Here is an 18,127-nt window from a genome sequence, read left to right as displayed (position 1 = left end):
GGAGGTGGCGACTCGAGATATCGGAGGTGACCGTCATGTCGACGACACAGCGCAGCAGCACTCCGCCCCACAACGTCCCCCCTTGCGTGCCGAAGGGGATGCGGCCCCGGCTCGCGGCGCTGCGAGCGGCCGAGGACGGGATGGGCACCGTGGAGTACGCCATCGGCACGCTCGCCGCTGCGGCGTTCGCAGCGGTCCTCTACAGCGTCGTGACCGGGGACTCGGTTGTGTCCGCACTGACGGCGCTGATCGAACGAGCGCTCAGCGCAGGGTTCTAGATGCGGTCGTGCGGGAGTTCGGAGCGGGGGTCGGTGACCGTGGAGGCGGCGCTCGCGCTGGCTTCCCTTGTCGCGGTGCTGGTCGCGACGATCGCGGGCGTCGCAGCGGTCACCGACCAGCTTCGCTGTACCGATGCCGCGCGGGAGGCCGCTCGATTGATCGCTCGGGGCCAGGCGGAGCGTGCCGATGAGGCGGTCAGCCGTATTGCCCCGGCTGATGCCCGGTGGGAGGTGGACGAGACGACGAACGGTATCGCCGTCACGGTGAGTGTCGTTCCGGCGGGCGGACTGTTGCCAGGGGTGATCGTTCGCGGGGATGCGTTCGCCGTCCCCGAGCCCGTGGCGGCGCCACCGGGCGAGCGGCAGGGCGGTGCGCCGTGACCGGTCCTGGCGACGAGGGTTTCGCCACGGTGTGGGCCGCGGGAGCCGTGTTGGCGGTCCTGACCTTCTACGGCCTGCTGATCTGGCTGGGCGCTGCCACGGTGACACGGCACCGCGTGGCGGCCGCGGCCGACCTTGCCGCGCTGGCCGCCGCGGCGCATGTCGCCGATGGCTCGGACGGCGCGTGCGCGCAGGCGGGCCGGGTGGCCCGGCGGATGGACACGCGGTTGCGGGCGTGCGAGCTGGACGGCCGGGATGCGCTGGTACGGGTGCGTGCTCAGCCACCGCTCGTGCCGGCCGAGCTCGGCACGGTGACCGTCGGGGCGCGTGCAGGCCCCGTTGGCCGCTGATCGTGGGCTGCGAGCGGTCGGCGAGAGTTTGGCGCGACAGTTGGGTGCCGGTCGTTCGTCGTGCAACGGCCACCGGTTACCGACCGCGTACTTCCGACGACGCGGTGTGTGTTGTTGAGTAGGTCACAGCAGGCCGAAGCCATTCGGTCGAGCAGCCACAAAACATATGGGCGGGTCGTTCACGGCCCGGCGGGCGAGGTCGAGTGCGACCGCCGGAGCAGGGCGGGTGTCGGCAACGTCGGCAGTGTCGGTAGCGGCACGGCCGCAGCCGTACCCCGGCCGTGAGTGCCCCAGCCGCGATATGACTCTGGAGGCGGGAGATTCGATGTTGGACACCGTAGGGTGGCGGGACGCATTCCGTATCGAGCTGCGTGCCGTCGCCATCGGCCTGGCCTCGCGGGGCTGGCCGGTGCTACCGGGCAGCTACCCCGACCAGGTCGGGGACGCGCCCGAGCCGGTGCAGTCCGGCTGGGCGGACCGGCCGGCGATGCATCCCCAGCAGGTAGCGGAGTGGTGGACCACCTACCCGTACAGCGTGCTGGTCGCGACCGGGACGATGCTGGACGCGGTCGAGGTCGACGCCGAGCTCGGTCGTGCGACGGCGACCCTGCTGCGTGCGTGCGAGCGTCCGGCGCCGATCGTGTCGATGCCCAACGGCAGGTGGCTGTTCCTGACCGCTGCCGGTGACGAGATACCGGCCGAGCTCCGCGCTCGCGAGGGTGTTCGCAGGCATGGGGGAGGTAGCTGTGTCGCCCTGCCCCCGACCCCGCTGGATCACGGGGTCGTGCACTGGCGCGTCAAGCCCGAGGTGTGGGGCTGGCAGCTTCCGCACCCGAGCGCCATGCACGGCGTCCTGGTCCGCGCACTGCGCAAGCTGACAGGCACGGCGGAGGAACCCGCGCACACCGTGGAAACCTCCGCCGCCTGAGAGGGGTAGACGTGGCTGTACATCAACGTCGTGCGCCGTCGAGCGAGCGTGCGGGACCGCTCCCTCATCCCTCACGCTCTGGCCTTCCCGTCTCGACGGACGGCCCCGAGCACGATGTCGAGTACGGCCACCGCCCCTGCCTTGTCCAGCGGTTCGTTGCCGTTCCCGCACTTCGGCGACTGAACGCAGGACGGGCAGCCTGCCGGGCACTCGCAGTATGCGATCGCCTCCCGCGTCGCGGCCAGCCACGGGACGAGCGTGGCGTATCCACGATCGGCGAATCCCGCGCCCCCGGGATGCCCATCGTGCACGAACACCGTTGCCTCCCCGGTGTCCGCGTGCAGCGCAGTGGATACGCCACCGATGTCCCAGCGGTCGCAGGTAGCGAACAGCGGTAGTAGGCCGATCGCCGCGTGCTCGGCAGCATGCAGGGCACCGGGGACGCGCGCCGGTTCCAACCAGGCGCCCCCCGGTGCCCTGCCATTCAGCAGATCCTCGTTGATGGAGTACCAGACGGCACGCGTCTCGAGAGTCTGCTCCGGCAAGTCGAGCGGTACCTGGTCGACGACCTCCCCGCTGGGCAGCTTGCGCAGGTAACCGACGACCTGCTCGGTAACCGCGACCCGTCCGAGCGCCATGCTGATGCCGCCTGCCACCTCGCGGGTGGACTCCTCCAGGACCGTGATGTCGGTCACCGTCCGCGCCGAGGTGTTCCACTCCGGGTCCTCGGGGTGCACGAACGCGAGGCAGCGCTCCAGGTCCAGGTCGTCGACGACATAGGAGACACCCTGGTGTAGGTACACCGCCCCCGGGTGAACGGTCGAGCACGCCGTCGCCGGGTCGACGGTGCCGAGCACGCGCGCCGTGTCGCCCTCGACCACGGTGATCTGTTCGCCGCCGGAACCCCGGATGCCCACCTGCTCGTGCGGGTGCCGCAAGGAGGTCCAGTACCAGCCACTGCTCCTGCGGCGCAGCGAACCCTCCGCGGTGAGGTCGTCGAGCAGCGCGCGGGTCGACTCGCCGAAACGCTCCAGCTCACCGGCGCGCAGCGGGAGCTCAGCCGCCGCGCACACCAGGTGCGGTGCCATGACGTGCGGGTTGCCCGGGTCGAGCACGGCCGACTCGAACGACCGCTCGAGCAGTGCCTCCGGGTGGTGCACGAGGTAGGTGTCGAGCGGGTCGTCCCTCGCGATGTAGACGACGAGCGACTCGGCTCCGGCCCTGCCCGCGCGGCCCGCCTGCTGCCAGAACGATGCCAGGGTTCCCGGGTAGCCCGCGAGCACGGCGGCGTCCAGGCCGGAGATGTCCACGCCGAGTTCCAGCGCGTTCGTGGTCGCCACACCGCACAGCCGCCCGTCCATCAACCTGGCTTCGAGGTCGCGACGTTCCTCGCCGAGCAGGCCACCGCGGTAGGCGGCGACCTGGTCGGCAAGGTCGGGATCCACCTCGGCCAGGGCGCGCCCGGCGGTGAGCGCCGTCAGCTCCGCGCCACGGCGCGAGCGCACGAACACCAGCGTGCGGGCACCTTCGGTGACCAGGTCGGTGAGGACCCTGGCGGCTTCGGCGCCTGCCGAGCGGCGGATCGGTGCGCCGTTCTCCCCGGTGATCTCCGGTTGCAGGGGTGGTTCCCACAGCACGACGGTGCGCGCGCCGCGCGGGGACGCGTCCTCGGTGACCTCCTCGCACCTGTCGCCGGTCAACCGGGTGGCGAACTCGCCGGCGTCGGCCATGGTCGCCGAGGCGAGAACGAACACCGGTGCGGCCCCGTAATGCTCGGCCACCCGCCGTAGCCGGCGGAGCAGCAGCGCCACGTGCGAGCCGAAGACGCCACGGTAGGTGTGGCATTCGTCGACGACGATGTAGCGGAGCCCGCGCAGCAGCCGCCGCCAGCGCGAGTGCCCCGAGAGGACCCCGAAATGCAGCATATCGGGGTTGGTGAACACCCAGTTCGCGTGCGCGCGCACCCAGTCCCGCTCGCTGCGCGGGGTGTCCCCGTCGAATGTCGCCGCGCGGACGGCGTCCAGGCCCAGGCTGGTGATCGCGCGTAGCTGGTCCGCCGCGAGCGCCTTGGTCGGCGCGAGATACAGCACGGTTCCTGCGCGGTCCGTGCCGCTGTCGTCGCCGCACAGTGCGGACAGCGCGGGTAGCTGGTAGCCGAGCGACTTGCCGGAGGCCGTTCCCGTCGCGAGCACCACATCTCGCCCGGACCGGGCGAGGTCGGCTGCCTGCCGCTGGTGCGCCCAGGGGTGCGGGATGCCGCTGCGTTGGATGGCCTCGATGACCTCGGCCGGAGCCCAGTCCGGCCACGGCTCGGTGCGGCCGTGCCGGGCGGGCATCCGGGTGTGGTGGGTGACCGGGCTCTCCTCGGCGGCCGAACCCGCGAGGATCCGCTCCAGCAATCGATCGGCCTGGCGTGACATCGCCTCGCAGACTAGCGGTTGAGCAGGGAGGGGCCGAAGGACTCCTCGTGCCGAATATGCACCGAACGAGCCCTTCGGCCCGCCCCATGCACACAGGACACTGCCGTACCAATAGACTCCGCCGATATCACCCGTGTGATGCGAATCCCACGTCAGTGGCGACTCATGTCTGGTTTCTTTGTCGGCGCTGGCGACACACGAGAAGTGGACGACAAACAGGAGGACGAATGTCCCGGCTATTCCTCGCGGACAGCCCCGAGCTGTCCGGAGGTGACTACGGCATCGTTGCCGTCGTCGCCGTGATCGCCCTTGCTGCACTGGCCGTCGGTTATGGCCTGCTCAGGGAGGTGCTGGCCACCGGCCAGGGCACCGAGAGAATGCAGGAGATCGCCAAGGCCGTGCAGGAAGGGGCAGCCGCTTACCTCACAAGGCAGCGCAACACCCTTGCCATCTTCGGGGCTGTGGTGTTCGTGTTGCTGTTCTTCCTACCGGCCGATGACTGGGCGGAACGCATCGGGCGCTCGATCTTCTTCGTCGTGGGTGCCGCGTTCTCCTTCGTCATCGGCTACCTCGGTATGTGGCTCGCCACGCGGGCGAACCTGCGGGTCGCAGCCGCCGCACGCGAGGGCGGCGGAAGGGAGCGCGCCCTGCGCATCGCGTTCCGCACCGGCGGGGTGGTCGGCCTGTTCACGATCGGCCTCGGGCTGTTCGGTGCCGCGGTCGTCGTGCTCGTCTACGCGGGCGAGGCGCCGAAGGTGCTGGAAGGCTTCGGCCTGGGTGCCGCGCTGCTCGCGATGTTCATGCGTGTCGGCGGTGGCATCTTCACCAAGGCCGCCGATGTCGGTGCCGACCTGGTCGGCAAGATCGAGCAGGGCATCCCGGAGGACGACCCCCGTAACGCCGCGACGATCGCCGACAACGTCGGCGACAACGTCGGCGACTGCGCCGGTATGGCCGCCGACCTTTTCGAGTCGTACGCCGTCACACTGGTCGCCGCGTTGATCCTGGGTAGCTTCGCCTTCGGTACCTCGGCGAGCGGCCTGACGTTCCCGCTGATCATCCCCGCCATCGGTGTGATCACAGCCGTGATCGGTATCTACATCACGCGCTCCCGCGCGGGCGAGCCGGGCCTGACCACGATCAACCGGTCGTTCTACCTGTCCGGGCTGATCTCGGCGGTGCTCTCGGTCGCAGCCGCGTTCATCTTCCTGCCCGGCCAGTTCGAGGACCCCGAGGCAGGGGTCTCCCCGGCCGTCGCGGCCAGCGCCGCGGTGATCATCGGTATCGTCCTCGCGGGCGTCATCATGTGGTTGACGGGCTACTACACGGCTCCGGAGCGTAAGCCGGTGCAGCACGTCGCCGAGACCGGCCGTACCGGGCCTGCCACGGTCATCCTGTCCGGGGTGTCCGTCGGGTTCGAGTCCGCGGTCTACACCGCGCTGGTCGTCGCCGCGGCGGTCTACGGCGCGTTCCTGCTGAGCGGCTCGGTGCTGATCGCGTTGTTCCTGGTCGCCCTTGTCGGCACCGGCCTGCTGACCACCGTCGGCGTCACCGTCGCGATGGACACCTTCGGGCCCGTCGCGGACAACGCGCAGGGTATCGCCGAGATGACCGGCGAGATCGAGGGCGAGGGCGCGGATGTCCTCGTGGAACTGGACTCGGTCGGCAACACCACCAAGGCGGTGACCAAGGGCATCGCGATCTCGACAGCCGTGCTCGCGGCGACCGCGCTGTTCGGCTCCTACATGACCTCGATCAACGATCGCGTCGAGTCGATGGGCCTGACCGAGGGCGAGCTGCCCAACGCGTTCAGCACCCAGATCGTCAGCCCCAACACGCTCGTCGGCGTCATCATCGGTGCCTGCGTGGTGTTCATGTTCTCCGGCCTGGCCATCAACGCGGTGTCCCGGGCTGCGGGCGCGGTCGTCTACGAGGTGCGGCGCCAGTTCAAGAACATCCCGGGAATCATGGAGGGCACCACCAAGCCCGAGTACGGGCGGGTGGTCGACCTGGTCACCCGGGACTCGCTGCGTGAGCTGGCGACGCCGGGGTTGCTCGCGATCTTCGCGCCGGTCGCCGTTGGCTTCGGCCTCGGCACGGGCGCGCTGGCAGGCTATCTCGGCGGAGCCATCACGGCCGGTGTGCTCATGGCTGTGTTCCTCGCCAACTCCGGTGGTGCGTGGGACAACGCCAAGAAGCTGGTCGAGGACGGCAACCACGGCGGCAAGGGCTCGGAGGCCCATGCCGCGACGGTGATCGGTGACACCGTCGGCGACCCGTTCAAGGACACGGCAGGCCCGGCGATCAACCCGCTGCTGAAGGTGATGAACCTGGTCGCGTTGCTGATCGCGCCCGCGGTGGTGCAGTTCAGCGTCGGGCCGGACGCATCGGCTCCGGTGCGCTACGTCATCGCGCTGGCTGCGGTGGCGATCATCGTGGTCGCGGTCGTCGTCGCGAAGCGCCGGGAGGGGTCCATCTCGGACAACCCGGCCGAGGAGGAAGCACGCTCCTCGTAACCCGGCACGGCTGACACTGGCCCCGCCTCGCGTTCGAACCAGCGAGGCGGGGCCAGTTGTACTAGTGTCGGCCCTCGAACGCGGGCGACGGGTGAGCCGTTCGTCGGCGTGGCCGTGGTGAATGGCCCGACTCGTGTATTCAGCCCCACAGGCTCATGGAGGAGTGCAGGGAATGTGGCGAGGCATCGGCGTGCAGGCCGCTGTGGCGTTCCTGCTGCTCGTCGCCGGATGCGGGTCCGGCGAGGAGAACGCGGATCGGGCGCGGCCGGAGCCGTCTCAGCAGCAGGAGACCGAGTCCGATGGCGGCACGCACGACGCTCGCACGATCGAGTGGGCCGACTCCTACTGCAGCGCCACACGGCGCCTCGTGCAGGCCGTCTCCACGTCCCCGCAGGTCGATCCCAGCTCGCCGGAGCGTGCCTCGGAGACGTCCATGGACATGCTCGCCACTGTCTCTCAGGGGCTGCGACAGGTGGAGCGTGAGCTGGATGGCCTCGGCCCGGCCCCGATCAGGGGCGCTGATGACGTGCTCGAGCGCACCAAGGGTGAGTTCAGCGAACTCCGGGAGCGTTCGGAGGGTGCGCGGAACCGGCTCGCCGCGACACGGCAGCGGGAGGAGCCGGATGTCGCCGAGACCAGGTCGGCGTTGGACGTCACCAGTAACGTGCTCGACGAGGTCGGCGAGGTCAACTTGTTGGGGGGTATGGAGGAGATACCGGAGTTCGTCGAGGCGAGCCGGTCCGCCGACTCGTGCGCGGAGCTACTGTCGGCCGGGGCACGGCCCAGCTTGAACCCGGACGGGCCCCGGGAGTGACCCCGGCGGCGAATCCGCGGGCGAGGCGGGTGCCACGCACCACTTCCACACCCTCGAACGCGTGTTCTATGCTATGGGACGTGGCACAGCTGTCGTTCTTCTCCGCGGAGGCGAGCGCGCCCTGCGTGGCGGACCTCGCAGGCGTGCTGTGCGGGCACGGTCAGATCGTGAGCTTCGCCGACACGGCAGCGCGGTTGTCCGTGGTCACCGACGACGAGCCCTGGCGCGCCGGCGCGCTCGCGGAGGAGTTCGCCGAGCGCGGGATCGAGGCGGAGATCACCTCGTCGGACGGTGGTTACCCGCTGGTGCGCACGGCGTTCCGGGCGGATCTGCTCGCGGTGGCGCAGGCGTGGAGCCGGGGGGCGGTCAAGGCGGTTCCCGCGGGCTTCATGCTGGACGGTGCCGCGTTGCGGTTGTGGATGCTGGCCTGCGGCAGGCGTGCGGAGCGCGGCTACCAGCTCCAGCTCGATCCCAGGGCGGAGGAGACACACGAGCCGCTGCTCCGTAGAGTGAGCGCTGCGGGCCTCGTGTCGGCGTCCGGTTCGGCGAACCTGCTCGGGCCGCGTGCCGGAGGGCCCGCGGTGCGGATCGTCGGTGTCAAGCGGATGCGCAGGCTCGCCGAGCTTGCAGGCCGGGCGCCGGTGGGTGCCGAAGCACAGTGGCCGGCCGAGTCGAGGGCGGTCGCCGCCTCGTGACCAGCGAAATCGGGCGAATACACCGCCCTGCCGCGTGAATGTGGTGGCTGTGCATGCTAGTGGTGGAAATACGGTGCGGGTTGCTGTGTGTTCAGCACCCCTACTGAGCAATTAAGGTCTCAGCCCGGGTGAGTACCGGACGTGGACTCCGGTTCGTGGCTGAGTGACAGGAAGCGGAGGCTGCCGAGTAGTGGCTGGATCGACAGGGAGCAAGCGCGGCGGGCGCGCCGCATCGAGCCAGACGGGGCGACGGCTTGTGGTCGTCGAGTCCCCGGCGAAGGCTCGCAAGATTGCCTCCTACCTGGGCAGCGAGTACGTGGTCGAGTCATCGAAGGGCCACATTCGCGACCTGCCGCGCGGCGCGGCGGACGTACCCGCCAAGTACAAGGGTGAGTCGTGGGCGCGTCTCGGCGTCGACGTGGACAACGACTTCGAGCCGCTCTACATCGTCACGCCGGACAAGAAGTCCACCGTCACCGAGCTCAAGCAGCTGCTCGCCGATGCCGACGAGCTCTACCTCGCGACGGACGGTGACCGCGAGGGGGAAGCGATCGCGTGGCACCTGCTCGAAGCGCTCAAGCCCAAGGTCCCTGTGCGCCGGATGGTCTTCCACGAGATCACCGAGTCGGCGATCCAGGCGGCCGCGGAGAATCCCCGCGAGCTGGACTCGAACCTGGTCGATGCGCAGGAGACCAGGCGCATCCTGGACCGCCTTTACGGCTACGAGGTCTCGCCCGTGCTGTGGAAGAAGGTCATGCCGAAACTGTCGGCAGGCCGGGTGCAGTCGGTGGCGACCAGGGTCATCGTGCAGCGGGAGCGCGAGCGGATCGACTTCACCTCCGCGTCGTACTGGGACATCGCCGCGACCATGGACGCGGGCTCCGGCGGGGAGCAGTCGGCTCCCGCGACGTTCTCCGCGCGGCTGGTGTCCGTGGACGGCTCCCGGTTGGCCACCGGTAAGGACTTCGGCTCGAACGGCCGGTTGAAGGACTCGGTCGCGGCGAGCTCCGACGTGCGCGTGCTGGACGAGGCGGAGGCCACCAGGCTCGCCGAGGCACTCGACGGCAGGCCGTTCACGGTCAGCAGCGTCGAGTCCAAGCCGTACACCCGTAAGCCGTACGCACCGTTCATGACGTCGACGCTGCAGCAGGAGGCCGGCCGGAAGCTGCGGTTCGCGGCCGACCGAACGATGCGCACCGCGCAGCGGCTCTACGAGAACGGTTACATCACCTACATGCGGACCGACTCGACCACGCTGTCGGACACCGCGATCACCGCGGCGCGCAACCAGGCGACCGAGCTCTACGGATCCGAGTACCTCTCCCCCAAGCCCCGCCAGTACAACCGCGCGGTGAAGAACGCCCAGGAGGCGCACGAGGCGATCCGCCCGGCCGGCGAGTCGTTCCGCACCCCGGGGCAGGTCGCTGCGGAGCTGGAGACCGACGAGTTCCGGCTCTACGAGCTGATCTGGCAGCGCACCATCGCCTCGCAGATGGCCGACGCCAAGGGAACCACGATGTCGGTGCGCATCACCGGCGTGGCCGCAGGCACCGGCGAGGAGTGCGTGTTCTCCGCGTCCGGGCGCACGATCACCTTCGCGGGTTTCCTGCGCGCCTACGTCGAGGCTGTGGACAGCGAGGCCGGTGGCGAGGCCGACGACGTCGAGCGCAGGCTCCCGCATCTGGAACGCGACCAGGAAGTGAGCGCCACATCCCTCGTCCCGGACGGGCACTCGACCAGCTCGCCCGCCCGCTACACCGAGGCGAGCCTGGTCAAGGCCCTCGAGGAGCTGGGCATCGGCAGGCCGTCGACTTACGCGTCGATCATCAACACGGTCCAGGCGCGTGGCTACGTGTGGAAGAAGGGGTCGGCCCTCGTGCCGTCCTGGGTGGCCTTCTCGGTCGTCGGGCTTCTCGAGAAGCACTTCGAGCGGCTCGTCGACTACGATTTCACCGCCGCCATGGAGGACGAGCTGGACGCGATCGCCTCCGGCAACCAGGAGCGGACGCGCTGGCTGTCCGGCTTCTACTTCGGTGGCGATATCGGTCCGGAGGGGTCGATCGGCCGTTCCGGTGGCTTGAAGAAGCTGGTCGGCAGCGGTGTGGAGGACATCGACGCCCGCGAGATCAACTCGATCCCGATGCTCACCGACGAGAACGGCACGACCGTCTACGTGCGGGTCGGCCGCTACGGCCCGTACCTGGAACGGGAGGTCGACGGCAGCTCGCAGCGCGCGAACCTGCCGGAGGACCTGCCGCCTGACGAGCTGACCCAGGAGGTGGCTGAGAAGCTGTTCGCCACCCCCGCCGAGGGCACGGTGCTCGGCACCGACCCGGAGACCGGACACGAGATCGTGGCCAAGGACGGGCGGTTCGGCCCGTATGTCACCGAGATCCTCCCGGAGGAGGATGAGCAGGCCGGGAACGGTTCGGCGGAGAAGTCGGAGAACGGCGAGGCCGCGAAGAAGGGGCGCAAGACCACCAAGAGCAAGAAGCCCAAGCCGCGCACGGCGTCGTTGCTGAAGTCGATGTCGCTGGAGACGGTCACGCTCGACGATGCGCTGAAGCTGCTCGCCCTGCCCAGGGTGGTGGGCACCGATCCCGAGTCCGGCGAGGAGATCACCGCGCAGAACGGCCGTTACGGCCCGTACCTGAAGCGGGGAACGGACTCGCGCTCGCTGGAGACCGAGAACCAGATCTTCGAGATCACGCTGGACGAGGCGCTGAAGATCTTCGCGGAGCCCAAGCGCAGGGGCAGGCAGGCCGCCGCGAAACCGCCACTGCGGGAGCTGAGCAACGACCCGGCGAGCGGCAAGCCCATGGTTGTCAAGGACGGGCGGTTCGGTCCGTACGTCACCGACGGCGAGTACAACGCCTCGCTGCGCAAGGGTGACACGGTAGAGGAGCTGACCGACGAGCGTGCGGCCGAGCTGCTCGCCGAGAAGCGCGCCAAGGGGCCTGCACCGAAGAAGCGCCGGACGACGGCCAAGTCCAAGTAACGCCGGGGAGTAGCTCTCCCCGGGGCTGCCGGCGGGCTGCCGGGCGACGCCCGCCGGGCAGGGAGCCGGGGCGCGGCACGCCTCCGCGGTGTGACCGAGCGTGCCGATCGCCAGGACTTTTCCCTCGCATGCATTACTGACGGTATACGTCGGGGTCGCTACGCTTGTGCGTTGGCGAGGCTGTCGGACCGGGAGGGAAGCGCCATGAGGGCAGGATCGAGCGCGGACGGCACTCAGGAGCCCGCGCCGCAGCCGATGTATCCTGACCCGCTCGCCGGGCTGATCACCGGCGAGTCGACGCAGGCAGCCGTTCCCGGCACCGACAGCAGCGGTTTCGACGCGCCGACCCGGCGAACCTTTGAGGGCAACCCCGACGGTCTCGACGCGATGCTGCGCGTGGTGCTCGATGACGAACCGCACGAGCGTGCGGGCAGCCAGGCCGCTCAGCAGGGGGCGCGGGAGCTGCGGCCGGAAGATCGTCAGCCGGAAGGCAGGCGCGGTTTCGGGTCCGCGCAGCGCATGATGTCGGGTGCCGGCGAGCAGGCCAAGCGGGTCCTCACGGACGCGGAGACCAAGTCCTCTGCCGGCGTGGCCGTGGCGGTTGTCCTGATCGTGCTGTTCGCGATCATCGCCGTCGCCCTGCTCGCCAGCCTGGTGGGCCTGGTGTCCGCGTAACTCGATCGAGCGAGTAACCAGAGAGTGTTCGCCCGGTTCCCGTACGTGCATGTGCGGGGATCAACAGACACGCTCCGCGGCGGGCGCTACGCTGACGGCTGTGTCGGCGTAACGCCCGGCGGCGCATGCGCGGTGTAGTTCCCCGTCGGGTGGCGCCGGCTACGCACGTAACGGCCGCCTGGCCGGAAGTCGTATGCAACGTTCGGACTGTGCACGGCGCACACGCGCACACGGTCCGGCGCGGAAGCGGGGTGGGGCGCATCGCTAGCGAAGCCGCGGAGGACGGTGCCGCCGAGACGGGTGCGCTCGCGTCGCCCTCGATCGTCTACCGCGCCCGGCGGGTCCTCGCGATCAGGCCGTTCCGCAGGCTGTGGGGCGTCACCTATCTGTGTAGCACCGCCGACTGGTTGACGCTGCTGGGCCTGACCGGCTACGTCACCAAGCTGACGGACAGCTACATGGCGCAGAACTTCGCCTTCACCGGCGTCGTGCTGACCCTGCTGCTGCCTGGCCTGCTGTTCGCCCCGCTCGGCGGTCTGCTGGCCGACCGGTTCGACCGCCGCACGATCATGGCCAGTGCCGATGTGGTGCGGTGCGGGCTGCTGCTGTCCATCGCTGTCGTCGGCGAGCCGCTGTGGTTGTTCATCGGTAGTTTCCTCGTCGGGTTCTGCTCGATGCTGTGGATCCCGTCCAAGGACGCGGCGGTACCGAACCTGCTGCGCAGGCCGGACCAGGTGGAGACGGCGAACCAGCTCAACATGGTGATGACCTACGGCGTCGCCGTGGTCAGCGGCGCCGGCCTGTACGCGGTGATCACCGGAATCGGCCCGGCGCTGGGACAGCGGGAGGCCGTGCTGGGCACGCTGGGCCTCGCGAAGATCATCCTGGTGATCAACGCGTTGCTGTACCTGACGAGCGCGATCCTCATCGCAACCCGCATCCCAGAGCTGTCCAGGCGCAACGTGCATCCGGTCCGCTCCGACCACGCCGCCGCGGTCGCGAAGCGGGACGGGCAGCCACGTCGCGGCCTGTTCGGGATGATCCTCGACGGGGCACGGTACGTGCACGGGAACCGGCTGGTGCGCGGCCTGCTGGTGGGCATGCTGGGGGCGTTCGCGGCGGGCGGCGCAGTGATCGGGTCGTCCAACGCCTATGCCACGAGCCTGATGGCGGGTGACGCGGCGTTCGGGTTGCTGTTCATCGCCGTATTCACCGGGATGTCGCTGGGCATGACCGGGACGTCCCGGCTGGCAAGGCGCCTGCCGCACGAGCGGCTGTTCGGGCTCGCGATCGTGGGCGCGGGCATCGCGTTGTGCGCGGTCGCGCTGTCACCCCACCTGTTCGTCTCCCTGTTCGCGGTAGGGCTGGTCGGCGCGTGCGCCGGGGCAGCGTTCCTGGCAGGTGTGACCATCATCGGCACGCGGATCGACGACGACATCCGGGGGCGTATCAACGCCATCTACCAGTCGCTGATGAAGGTGGTGCTGGGCGGCACGATGGCGGCGGTGCCGCTGCTGATCGGGCTGATGCGGCCGCGCACGGTCACGATCTTCGGCAACCCCGTCGTCATCGACGGAACGCGCCCGATACTGCTCAGCGGTGGCGTCCTCGCCGCCCTGGTCGGCCTGCTCGCCTACTGGCTGATGGACACGCGACGCGGTGCTCCGGTGCTCGCGGACCTGCGCAACGCCCTGCGTCGCACCCCCCGGCGCGTCAACGGCCTGCTCATCGCGATCGAGGGCACCAGCAGCACCGATACGCAGACCCAGGCCGCTGCTCTGGCCAACCGGTTGAGCGGGCAGCCGCGCCCCGTCCGGCTGGCGACCGACCCGGCGCTGAACGACCACCAGCTGTCGGCCTTGCTGTCCGCGACGTCGCTGACGGGCGCGCGGGCCAGGGCGCTGGCCGCGGCTGCTGTGCGGGCCGACGTCGTCGAGCGGGACGTGCGCCCCGCGCTGGACCAGGGGGCCGTTGTGGTGATGGAGCGTTTCGTGGACTCCCCGGTCGCCCAGCTGACCGCGGAGGCAGGGCTGGATGCCGAGGAGCTCGAGGGGTTGGCCGACTGGGCGACCGGCAGCCTCCGCCCGGACGTGACGGTCCTGCTCGACATCGAGCCGGACGCCGCAGCCGGGCAGCTCGCGACCGACCAGCGTTGGCGCATCCGGGGGCTGCTCGCCGAGATGGCCGCGGCCGACCCCGGTCGTTACGTCGTCGTCGACGCGAAGGGCGACTCCGAGGAGGTCGCCGACAGGGTGCACACTGCTGTCAAGGCGGCCCTGGTGGACAGGGGGCTGCTGGCGGCGACGCCGACGACGCGGCGGGCGGAGGTCGTGTGAGTACGCAGACGGTGTGGTCCCAGCTGGTGGGGCAGGAGCCTGCGATCGAGACGCTGTCGGCTGCGACGACCCGGTCCGAGGCGATGACGCATGCGTGGCTGTTCACCGGCCCGCCCGGCTCGGGCCGCTCGGTCGCCGCGCGCACCTTCGCGGCCGCGTTGCAGTGCTCCGAAGGTTCCGGCTGCGGGCAGTGCTCCGGGTGCACCACCGCACTGGCAGGCACGCATGCCGACGTCCACCCGGTCGTGCCGGAAGGGCTGTCGATCTCGGTGGCCGAGATGCGGTCGCTTGTGCAGACCGCTGCGCGCCGGCCGACCACAGGGCGGTGGCAGATCGTGATCATCTCCGATGCCGACCGGCTGACCGAAGGGGCGTCGAACGCGCTGCTGAAGGCGATCGAGGAGCCCCCGGCGCGCACCGTGTTCCTGCTGTGCGCGCCCTCCGACCATCCGGAGGATGTCTCGGTCACGATCCGTTCCCGCTGCAGGCTGGTCGCGCTGCGGACGCCGCCGCCGTCGGCGATCGCGCGGGTACTCGTCGAGCGGGACGGGGTCGATACCGGCGACGCGGAGTGGGCCGCATCGGTGTGCGGTGGGCATGTGGGCCGGGCGCGCAGGCTGGCCACCGATCCCGCTGCCCGGGAGCGCAGGGCCGAGGTGCTGCGTATCCCGACGAACACGCGGCGGCTGACCGATGCCTTCGACTGTGCCGACGTGCTGATCCGGGCGGCCGAGGCCGACGCGGACGAGGAGAGCAAGGCCCGGGACGACTCGGAGAAGGAGGAGCTGCGCACCGCCATGGGTGCCGACGGCACCGGCAAGGGCACGGCGGCAGCGAAGCGCTCCGCCGACGCGGCCGTCAAGCAGCTGGAGAAGCGGCAGAAGATGCGTGCCACGCGCACCCAGCGCGACACGCTGGACCTGGCGCTCGTCGACCTGGCCGGGTTCTACCGCGACGTGCTGGTCGTCGCGGCCGGTCACGGTGAGCGTGAGCTGACGCTGAACCACCCCGATCACGCCGAGCACATTCGGGATGCGGCCCGGCGGTGGGAGCCGGAGGCTGCGCTTCGCCGCCTGGAGGCGGTACTGGCCTGCCGAGACGCGATCCGCTGGAACGTCAAACCGCGCATCGCGGTGGAGTCGATGGCAGCCGCCCTGGTCGGGTAGCCGGGTATCATCCCGCCTGCGCGGCCGTCGGGTCCCGGCTACACGGGCGAGCCACCGTCAGTCCTCGCCTCCGGCGCGGGGTTGCGGTGTGGGCACCCGATCGATCCCGGGGCCACGCCTGCCTGCGGCGGTCACGAGTGCCACGCCGACCAGAACGGCGGCGGCACCGCCGAGCGAGATCGGGGTGGCGGCGTAGGCGGGCCCGGCCAGCTGGGCGATCTCGTCGCTGGGTACGGCCGAGGGGTCGGTGGGCGCGCAGACGACCCCGCCCTCGGGTGCGTAGGCACTGGCGACCTGCTCGCCGAGCGTGTGCTGGGCGAGTGTCGACGGCGGGTCGATGTCCTGTTCGAGCAGTGCCTCGGCCAGTGCCTCCGTCGGCAGCAGCTGCACGTCGAGCAGGCGGGCCGACGCGCCGAGGTGGTGCCCGGGGAACGGAAGGTCGTCGTTCTGGGTGCGCTCGTCGAGACCGGCGATGCTCAGGCGCAGGATGAACAGGTCGGTGACGTGCTCGTCGGCTTCGGAGGGCAGCGGTAGAGCCTCGCCGTCCTCGCTTGCGGCGACCCCGCCCACGATCGGCAGGTCGCCGAGGTCGTCGTGGGCCGAGAGGTCCTCGAAACCCTCGACGGGAACCCCGATGGGGATGTCGATGCGGGGGTCGTCCTCATCGAGCTCGAACAGGGGCTCCTCCTCGAACGAGCCCTCGATCTCGGGCGCGCGGTAGTCGATCTCCGAGGTCTCCGCGTTCCCGGTCGAGGTCGCGGTCAGCTCGGGCTCGCGCGTGACGTCGAGGTCCAGCCCCACCGGGCTGCCTGCGAGGATGCCGATGTCCTCGCCTTCGAGGGTGCTTGTGGAGGTCACGGCGCTGGTGTCGGCCCCGTCGTCCGGTTCGCTGAGCGTGACACGGGAGCGCGAGGACAGGCCGTCGGGCATGCTCACCAGCGATCCGGCCACCTCGTCCTGCGGTTCCGCGCCGGCGAGCAGCCCGCCGAGCGTGGCGAGGGTGCCCTCCGGTTCGTAGCCGTCGGGGAAGGCAGCGTCGAGGTCGCGAAACGGGATGTCGGGCAGGGTGAGTACCGCGTTGCCGAGCGCTACCGACTCGGCCTCGAGGTCGGCCTCGGCGATCGGGTCCACGCACGGGCCTGTGGCCTCGCTCCACCGCGCGTGCACGCTGCCCTCCATCTCACCGATCTGGGCGAGCACGGCGCTCGGTGGCTCGGAGGCTTCGATGTCGCCGGTCAGCGGCTCCTCGTTGTCCTCGAGCGCGGTCTGCAGCAGCGTGCCGGGCACGGGGCGGGGGACCGTGGACGCGCCCTCTGAGGACGATCCGTGCGGCGCGGCCTGCGCCATCGCGCGCTCGAACCGCGCGCTGCTTGTCGAGTTCGCCCGGGCGCTGGTCAGGCCCACGCCGTTGTCGGTGGCCAGCAGCCGGTCGATGCTCCGTTCGTCATCGAGCTCGGTCAGGATCGAGTCGTCGGGTATCGAGCTGGACAGGACCCGTGCCAGCCCGAACGCCGTCCCGGCGTGGCCGACGGCGTGCCCGTCCGTCGGTGGGGCGTCCGCCCCGGCGGGTGCTGCCGCGAGCGCGGGCAGGGCACAGGCCAGCAACATCGCCGCCAGGCGAAGTGAACGTCCGTGCATCGGCACCTGCCCTTCGAGTACGACGACCGCCCACCGAATCGTAGGGCACGGCCGGTGCGGCCCGCCTGCTGCGATGACGGGGGTGTGAATGCCGCGCGATCGGGGTCGCTACACTGTCTACGCACGCCGCCTTAGCTCAGACGGTCAGAGCGATTCACTCGTAATGAATAGGTCAGGGGTTCGAATCCCCTAGGCGGCTCCGTGTGATGTCCCGGGACACCGTTGGCAGGTGTCCCGGGACATCGTTTCGTGTGTGGGATCGTTCTGGGGCCGGGCAGCAGTCCGTGGGGTCGGTGGTCGCCGGTGATTCCGGGGTGACGTTCGTGTCCGCGTACGGGGCGCCTCGACGCGGTTCCGCGTCCAGCGCGGTCGCTGCTGTACGTTTTCCAGACAGACCGATTCGTCCGGGAAGCCCCCGTCGTCCCTTGATGTCGATTGTTCGTCGTCGATGACCCGTTGTCGTCCGTAGCCATACATCGCAGCGGTGTGATTAGGCACCGGCTACGTGGGTACTCGCAGGGAGATGATCCACGGACCGAGGAGGTGCTGACGGGTTGGCTGAGACCGCGCGGCTGCCCACGCCGGTGACGGAGAACTGGGACTGGCAACGCTTCGGCGCGTGCCGTGACATGGCGAGCGAGGTTTTCTTCTCGCCCGAGCACGAGCGGGGCGGGGTGCGTAAGCAGCGCACCGAGCACGCCAAGGCAGTGTGCCGCAGCTGCCCCGTGCTCGTGGACTGCAGGAGTTACGCGCTCCGCGCGGGAGAACGGTACGGCGTATGGGGCGGCCTCGACGAGGCAGAGCGCAAGAAGCTGATCGACAGGCGGCGTGAGGCAGTGGCAGCGTGATCCGGAGGGATGTCTCCGCGGGTCAACGCGATGGGCCCCTCGTGGACACGCGATCAACAGCTGCACCTCGCCTTCTGAGTAACC

Annotated in this window: 14 protein-coding genes and 1 tRNA gene; 13 read left to right on the top strand and 2 right to left on the bottom strand. The window is 70.1% G+C overall.

The window, feature by feature from the left end; all coding sequences use genetic code 11:
- Positions 1 to 35 precede the first annotated feature (35 nt).
- The 4 genes from CHB84_RS13225 (at position 36) to CHB84_RS13210 (ending at position 1,937) form a co-directional block, all read left to right on the top strand.
- On the top strand, positions 36 to 278 hold the full coding sequence (locus CHB84_RS13225; protein ID WP_089301898.1) for a DUF4244 domain-containing protein: 243 nt from the start codon (positions 36 to 38) through the stop codon (positions 276 to 278).
- A 33-nt stretch (positions 279 to 311) separates the two neighbouring features.
- Positions 312 to 659 (top strand): TadE family type IV pilus minor pilin, encoded by a 348-nt coding sequence (locus tag CHB84_RS13220; RefSeq protein WP_342743962.1) that lies wholly within the window; start codon positions 312 to 314, stop codon positions 657 to 659.
- On the top strand, positions 656 to 1,009 hold the full coding sequence (locus CHB84_RS13215; protein WP_089301896.1) for an Rv3654c family TadE-like protein: 354 nt from the start codon (positions 656 to 658) through the stop codon (positions 1,007 to 1,009). The genes CHB84_RS13220 and CHB84_RS13215 overlap by 4 nt, the downstream gene beginning before the upstream one ends.
- Positions 1,010 to 1,334: 325 nt before the next feature.
- Entirely contained in the window at positions 1,335 to 1,937 is a 603-nt protein-coding gene (locus tag CHB84_RS13210) for a bifunctional DNA primase/polymerase (protein WP_089301895.1), read from the top strand.
- A gap of 71 nt (positions 1,938 to 2,008) precedes the next feature.
- On the opposite strand, the gene CHB84_RS13205 is transcribed toward CHB84_RS13210, so the two are convergent.
- Positions 2,009 to 4,357 carry a DEAD/DEAH box helicase gene (locus CHB84_RS13205; RefSeq protein WP_141134678.1) on the bottom strand — a complete coding sequence of 783 codons (2,349 nt, stop codon included), beginning with the start codon at positions 4,355 to 4,357 and terminating at the stop codon, positions 2,009 to 2,011.
- A gap of 227 nt (positions 4,358 to 4,584) precedes the next feature.
- Here CHB84_RS13205 and CHB84_RS13200 point away from each other — a divergent pair, with 227 nt between their 5' ends.
- The 7 genes from CHB84_RS13200 (at position 4,585) to CHB84_RS13170 (ending at position 15,557) form a co-directional block, all read left to right on the top strand.
- The gene (locus CHB84_RS13200; RefSeq protein WP_089301894.1) at positions 4,585 to 6,873 is read left to right on the top strand and encodes a sodium-translocating pyrophosphatase; all 2,289 of its coding nucleotides are present in this window, start codon (positions 4,585 to 4,587) and stop codon (positions 6,871 to 6,873) included.
- A 172-nt stretch (positions 6,874 to 7,045) separates the two neighbouring features.
- The gene (locus CHB84_RS13195) at positions 7,046 to 7,687 is read left to right on the top strand and encodes a hypothetical protein (protein ID WP_089301893.1); all 642 of its coding nucleotides are present in this window, start codon (positions 7,046 to 7,048) and stop codon (positions 7,685 to 7,687) included.
- An 80-nt stretch (positions 7,688 to 7,767) separates the two neighbouring features.
- Positions 7,768 to 8,382: a hypothetical protein gene (locus tag CHB84_RS13190; protein WP_089301962.1), complete on the top strand. Its 615-nt coding sequence runs from the start codon at positions 7,768 to 7,770 to the stop codon at positions 8,380 to 8,382.
- Positions 8,383 to 8,572: 190 nt separating this feature from the next.
- Entirely contained in the window at positions 8,573 to 11,380 is a 2,808-nt protein-coding gene (gene topA / locus CHB84_RS13185; RefSeq protein WP_089301892.1) for a type I DNA topoisomerase, read from the top strand.
- Between the two features lie 204 nt (positions 11,381 to 11,584).
- Complete coding sequence (locus CHB84_RS13180) at positions 11,585 to 12,055, top strand: hypothetical protein (protein WP_141134676.1); 471 nt, start codon at positions 11,585 to 11,587, stop codon at positions 12,053 to 12,055.
- 251 nt (positions 12,056 to 12,306) lie between these two features.
- Positions 12,307 to 14,391, top strand: a complete 2,085-nt coding sequence (locus tag CHB84_RS13175; RefSeq protein WP_425432303.1) for a bifunctional MFS transporter/dTMP kinase — start codon at positions 12,307 to 12,309, stop codon at positions 14,389 to 14,391.
- A complete protein-coding gene (locus CHB84_RS13170) occupies positions 14,388 to 15,557 on the top strand; it encodes a DNA polymerase III subunit delta' (RefSeq protein WP_089301889.1) in 1,170 nt (389 codons plus the stop codon). Before CHB84_RS13175 ends, CHB84_RS13170 begins: the two co-directional genes overlap by 4 nt.
- Positions 15,558 to 15,614: 57 nt before the next feature.
- Here the strand turns inward: CHB84_RS13170 and CHB84_RS13165 are convergent, their stop codons facing one another.
- Entirely contained in the window at positions 15,615 to 17,195 is a 1,581-nt protein-coding gene (locus CHB84_RS13165; RefSeq protein ID WP_141134674.1) for a hypothetical protein, read from the bottom strand.
- A gap of 125 nt (positions 17,196 to 17,320) precedes the next feature.
- Between CHB84_RS13165 and CHB84_RS13160 the strand changes: the two genes are divergently transcribed.
- Positions 17,321 to 17,394 (top strand) — tRNA-Thr (locus tag CHB84_RS13160).
- A 355-nt stretch (positions 17,395 to 17,749) separates the two neighbouring features.
- Positions 17,750 to 18,043 (top strand): WhiB family transcriptional regulator, encoded by a 294-nt coding sequence (locus tag CHB84_RS13155; RefSeq protein ID WP_089301887.1) that lies wholly within the window; start codon positions 17,750 to 17,752, stop codon positions 18,041 to 18,043.
- The last annotated feature ends 84 nt before the right edge of the window (positions 18,044 to 18,127 follow it).

It is taken from the genome of Haloechinothrix alba (assembly GCF_900188115.1).
In the GTDB taxonomy this organism is placed as follows: domain Bacteria; phylum Actinomycetota; class Actinomycetes; order Mycobacteriales; family Pseudonocardiaceae; genus Haloechinothrix; species Haloechinothrix alba.
The sequence above is the reverse complement of the archived record's forward strand: the minus strand, read 5'-3'. Positions and strand labels throughout refer to the sequence as shown.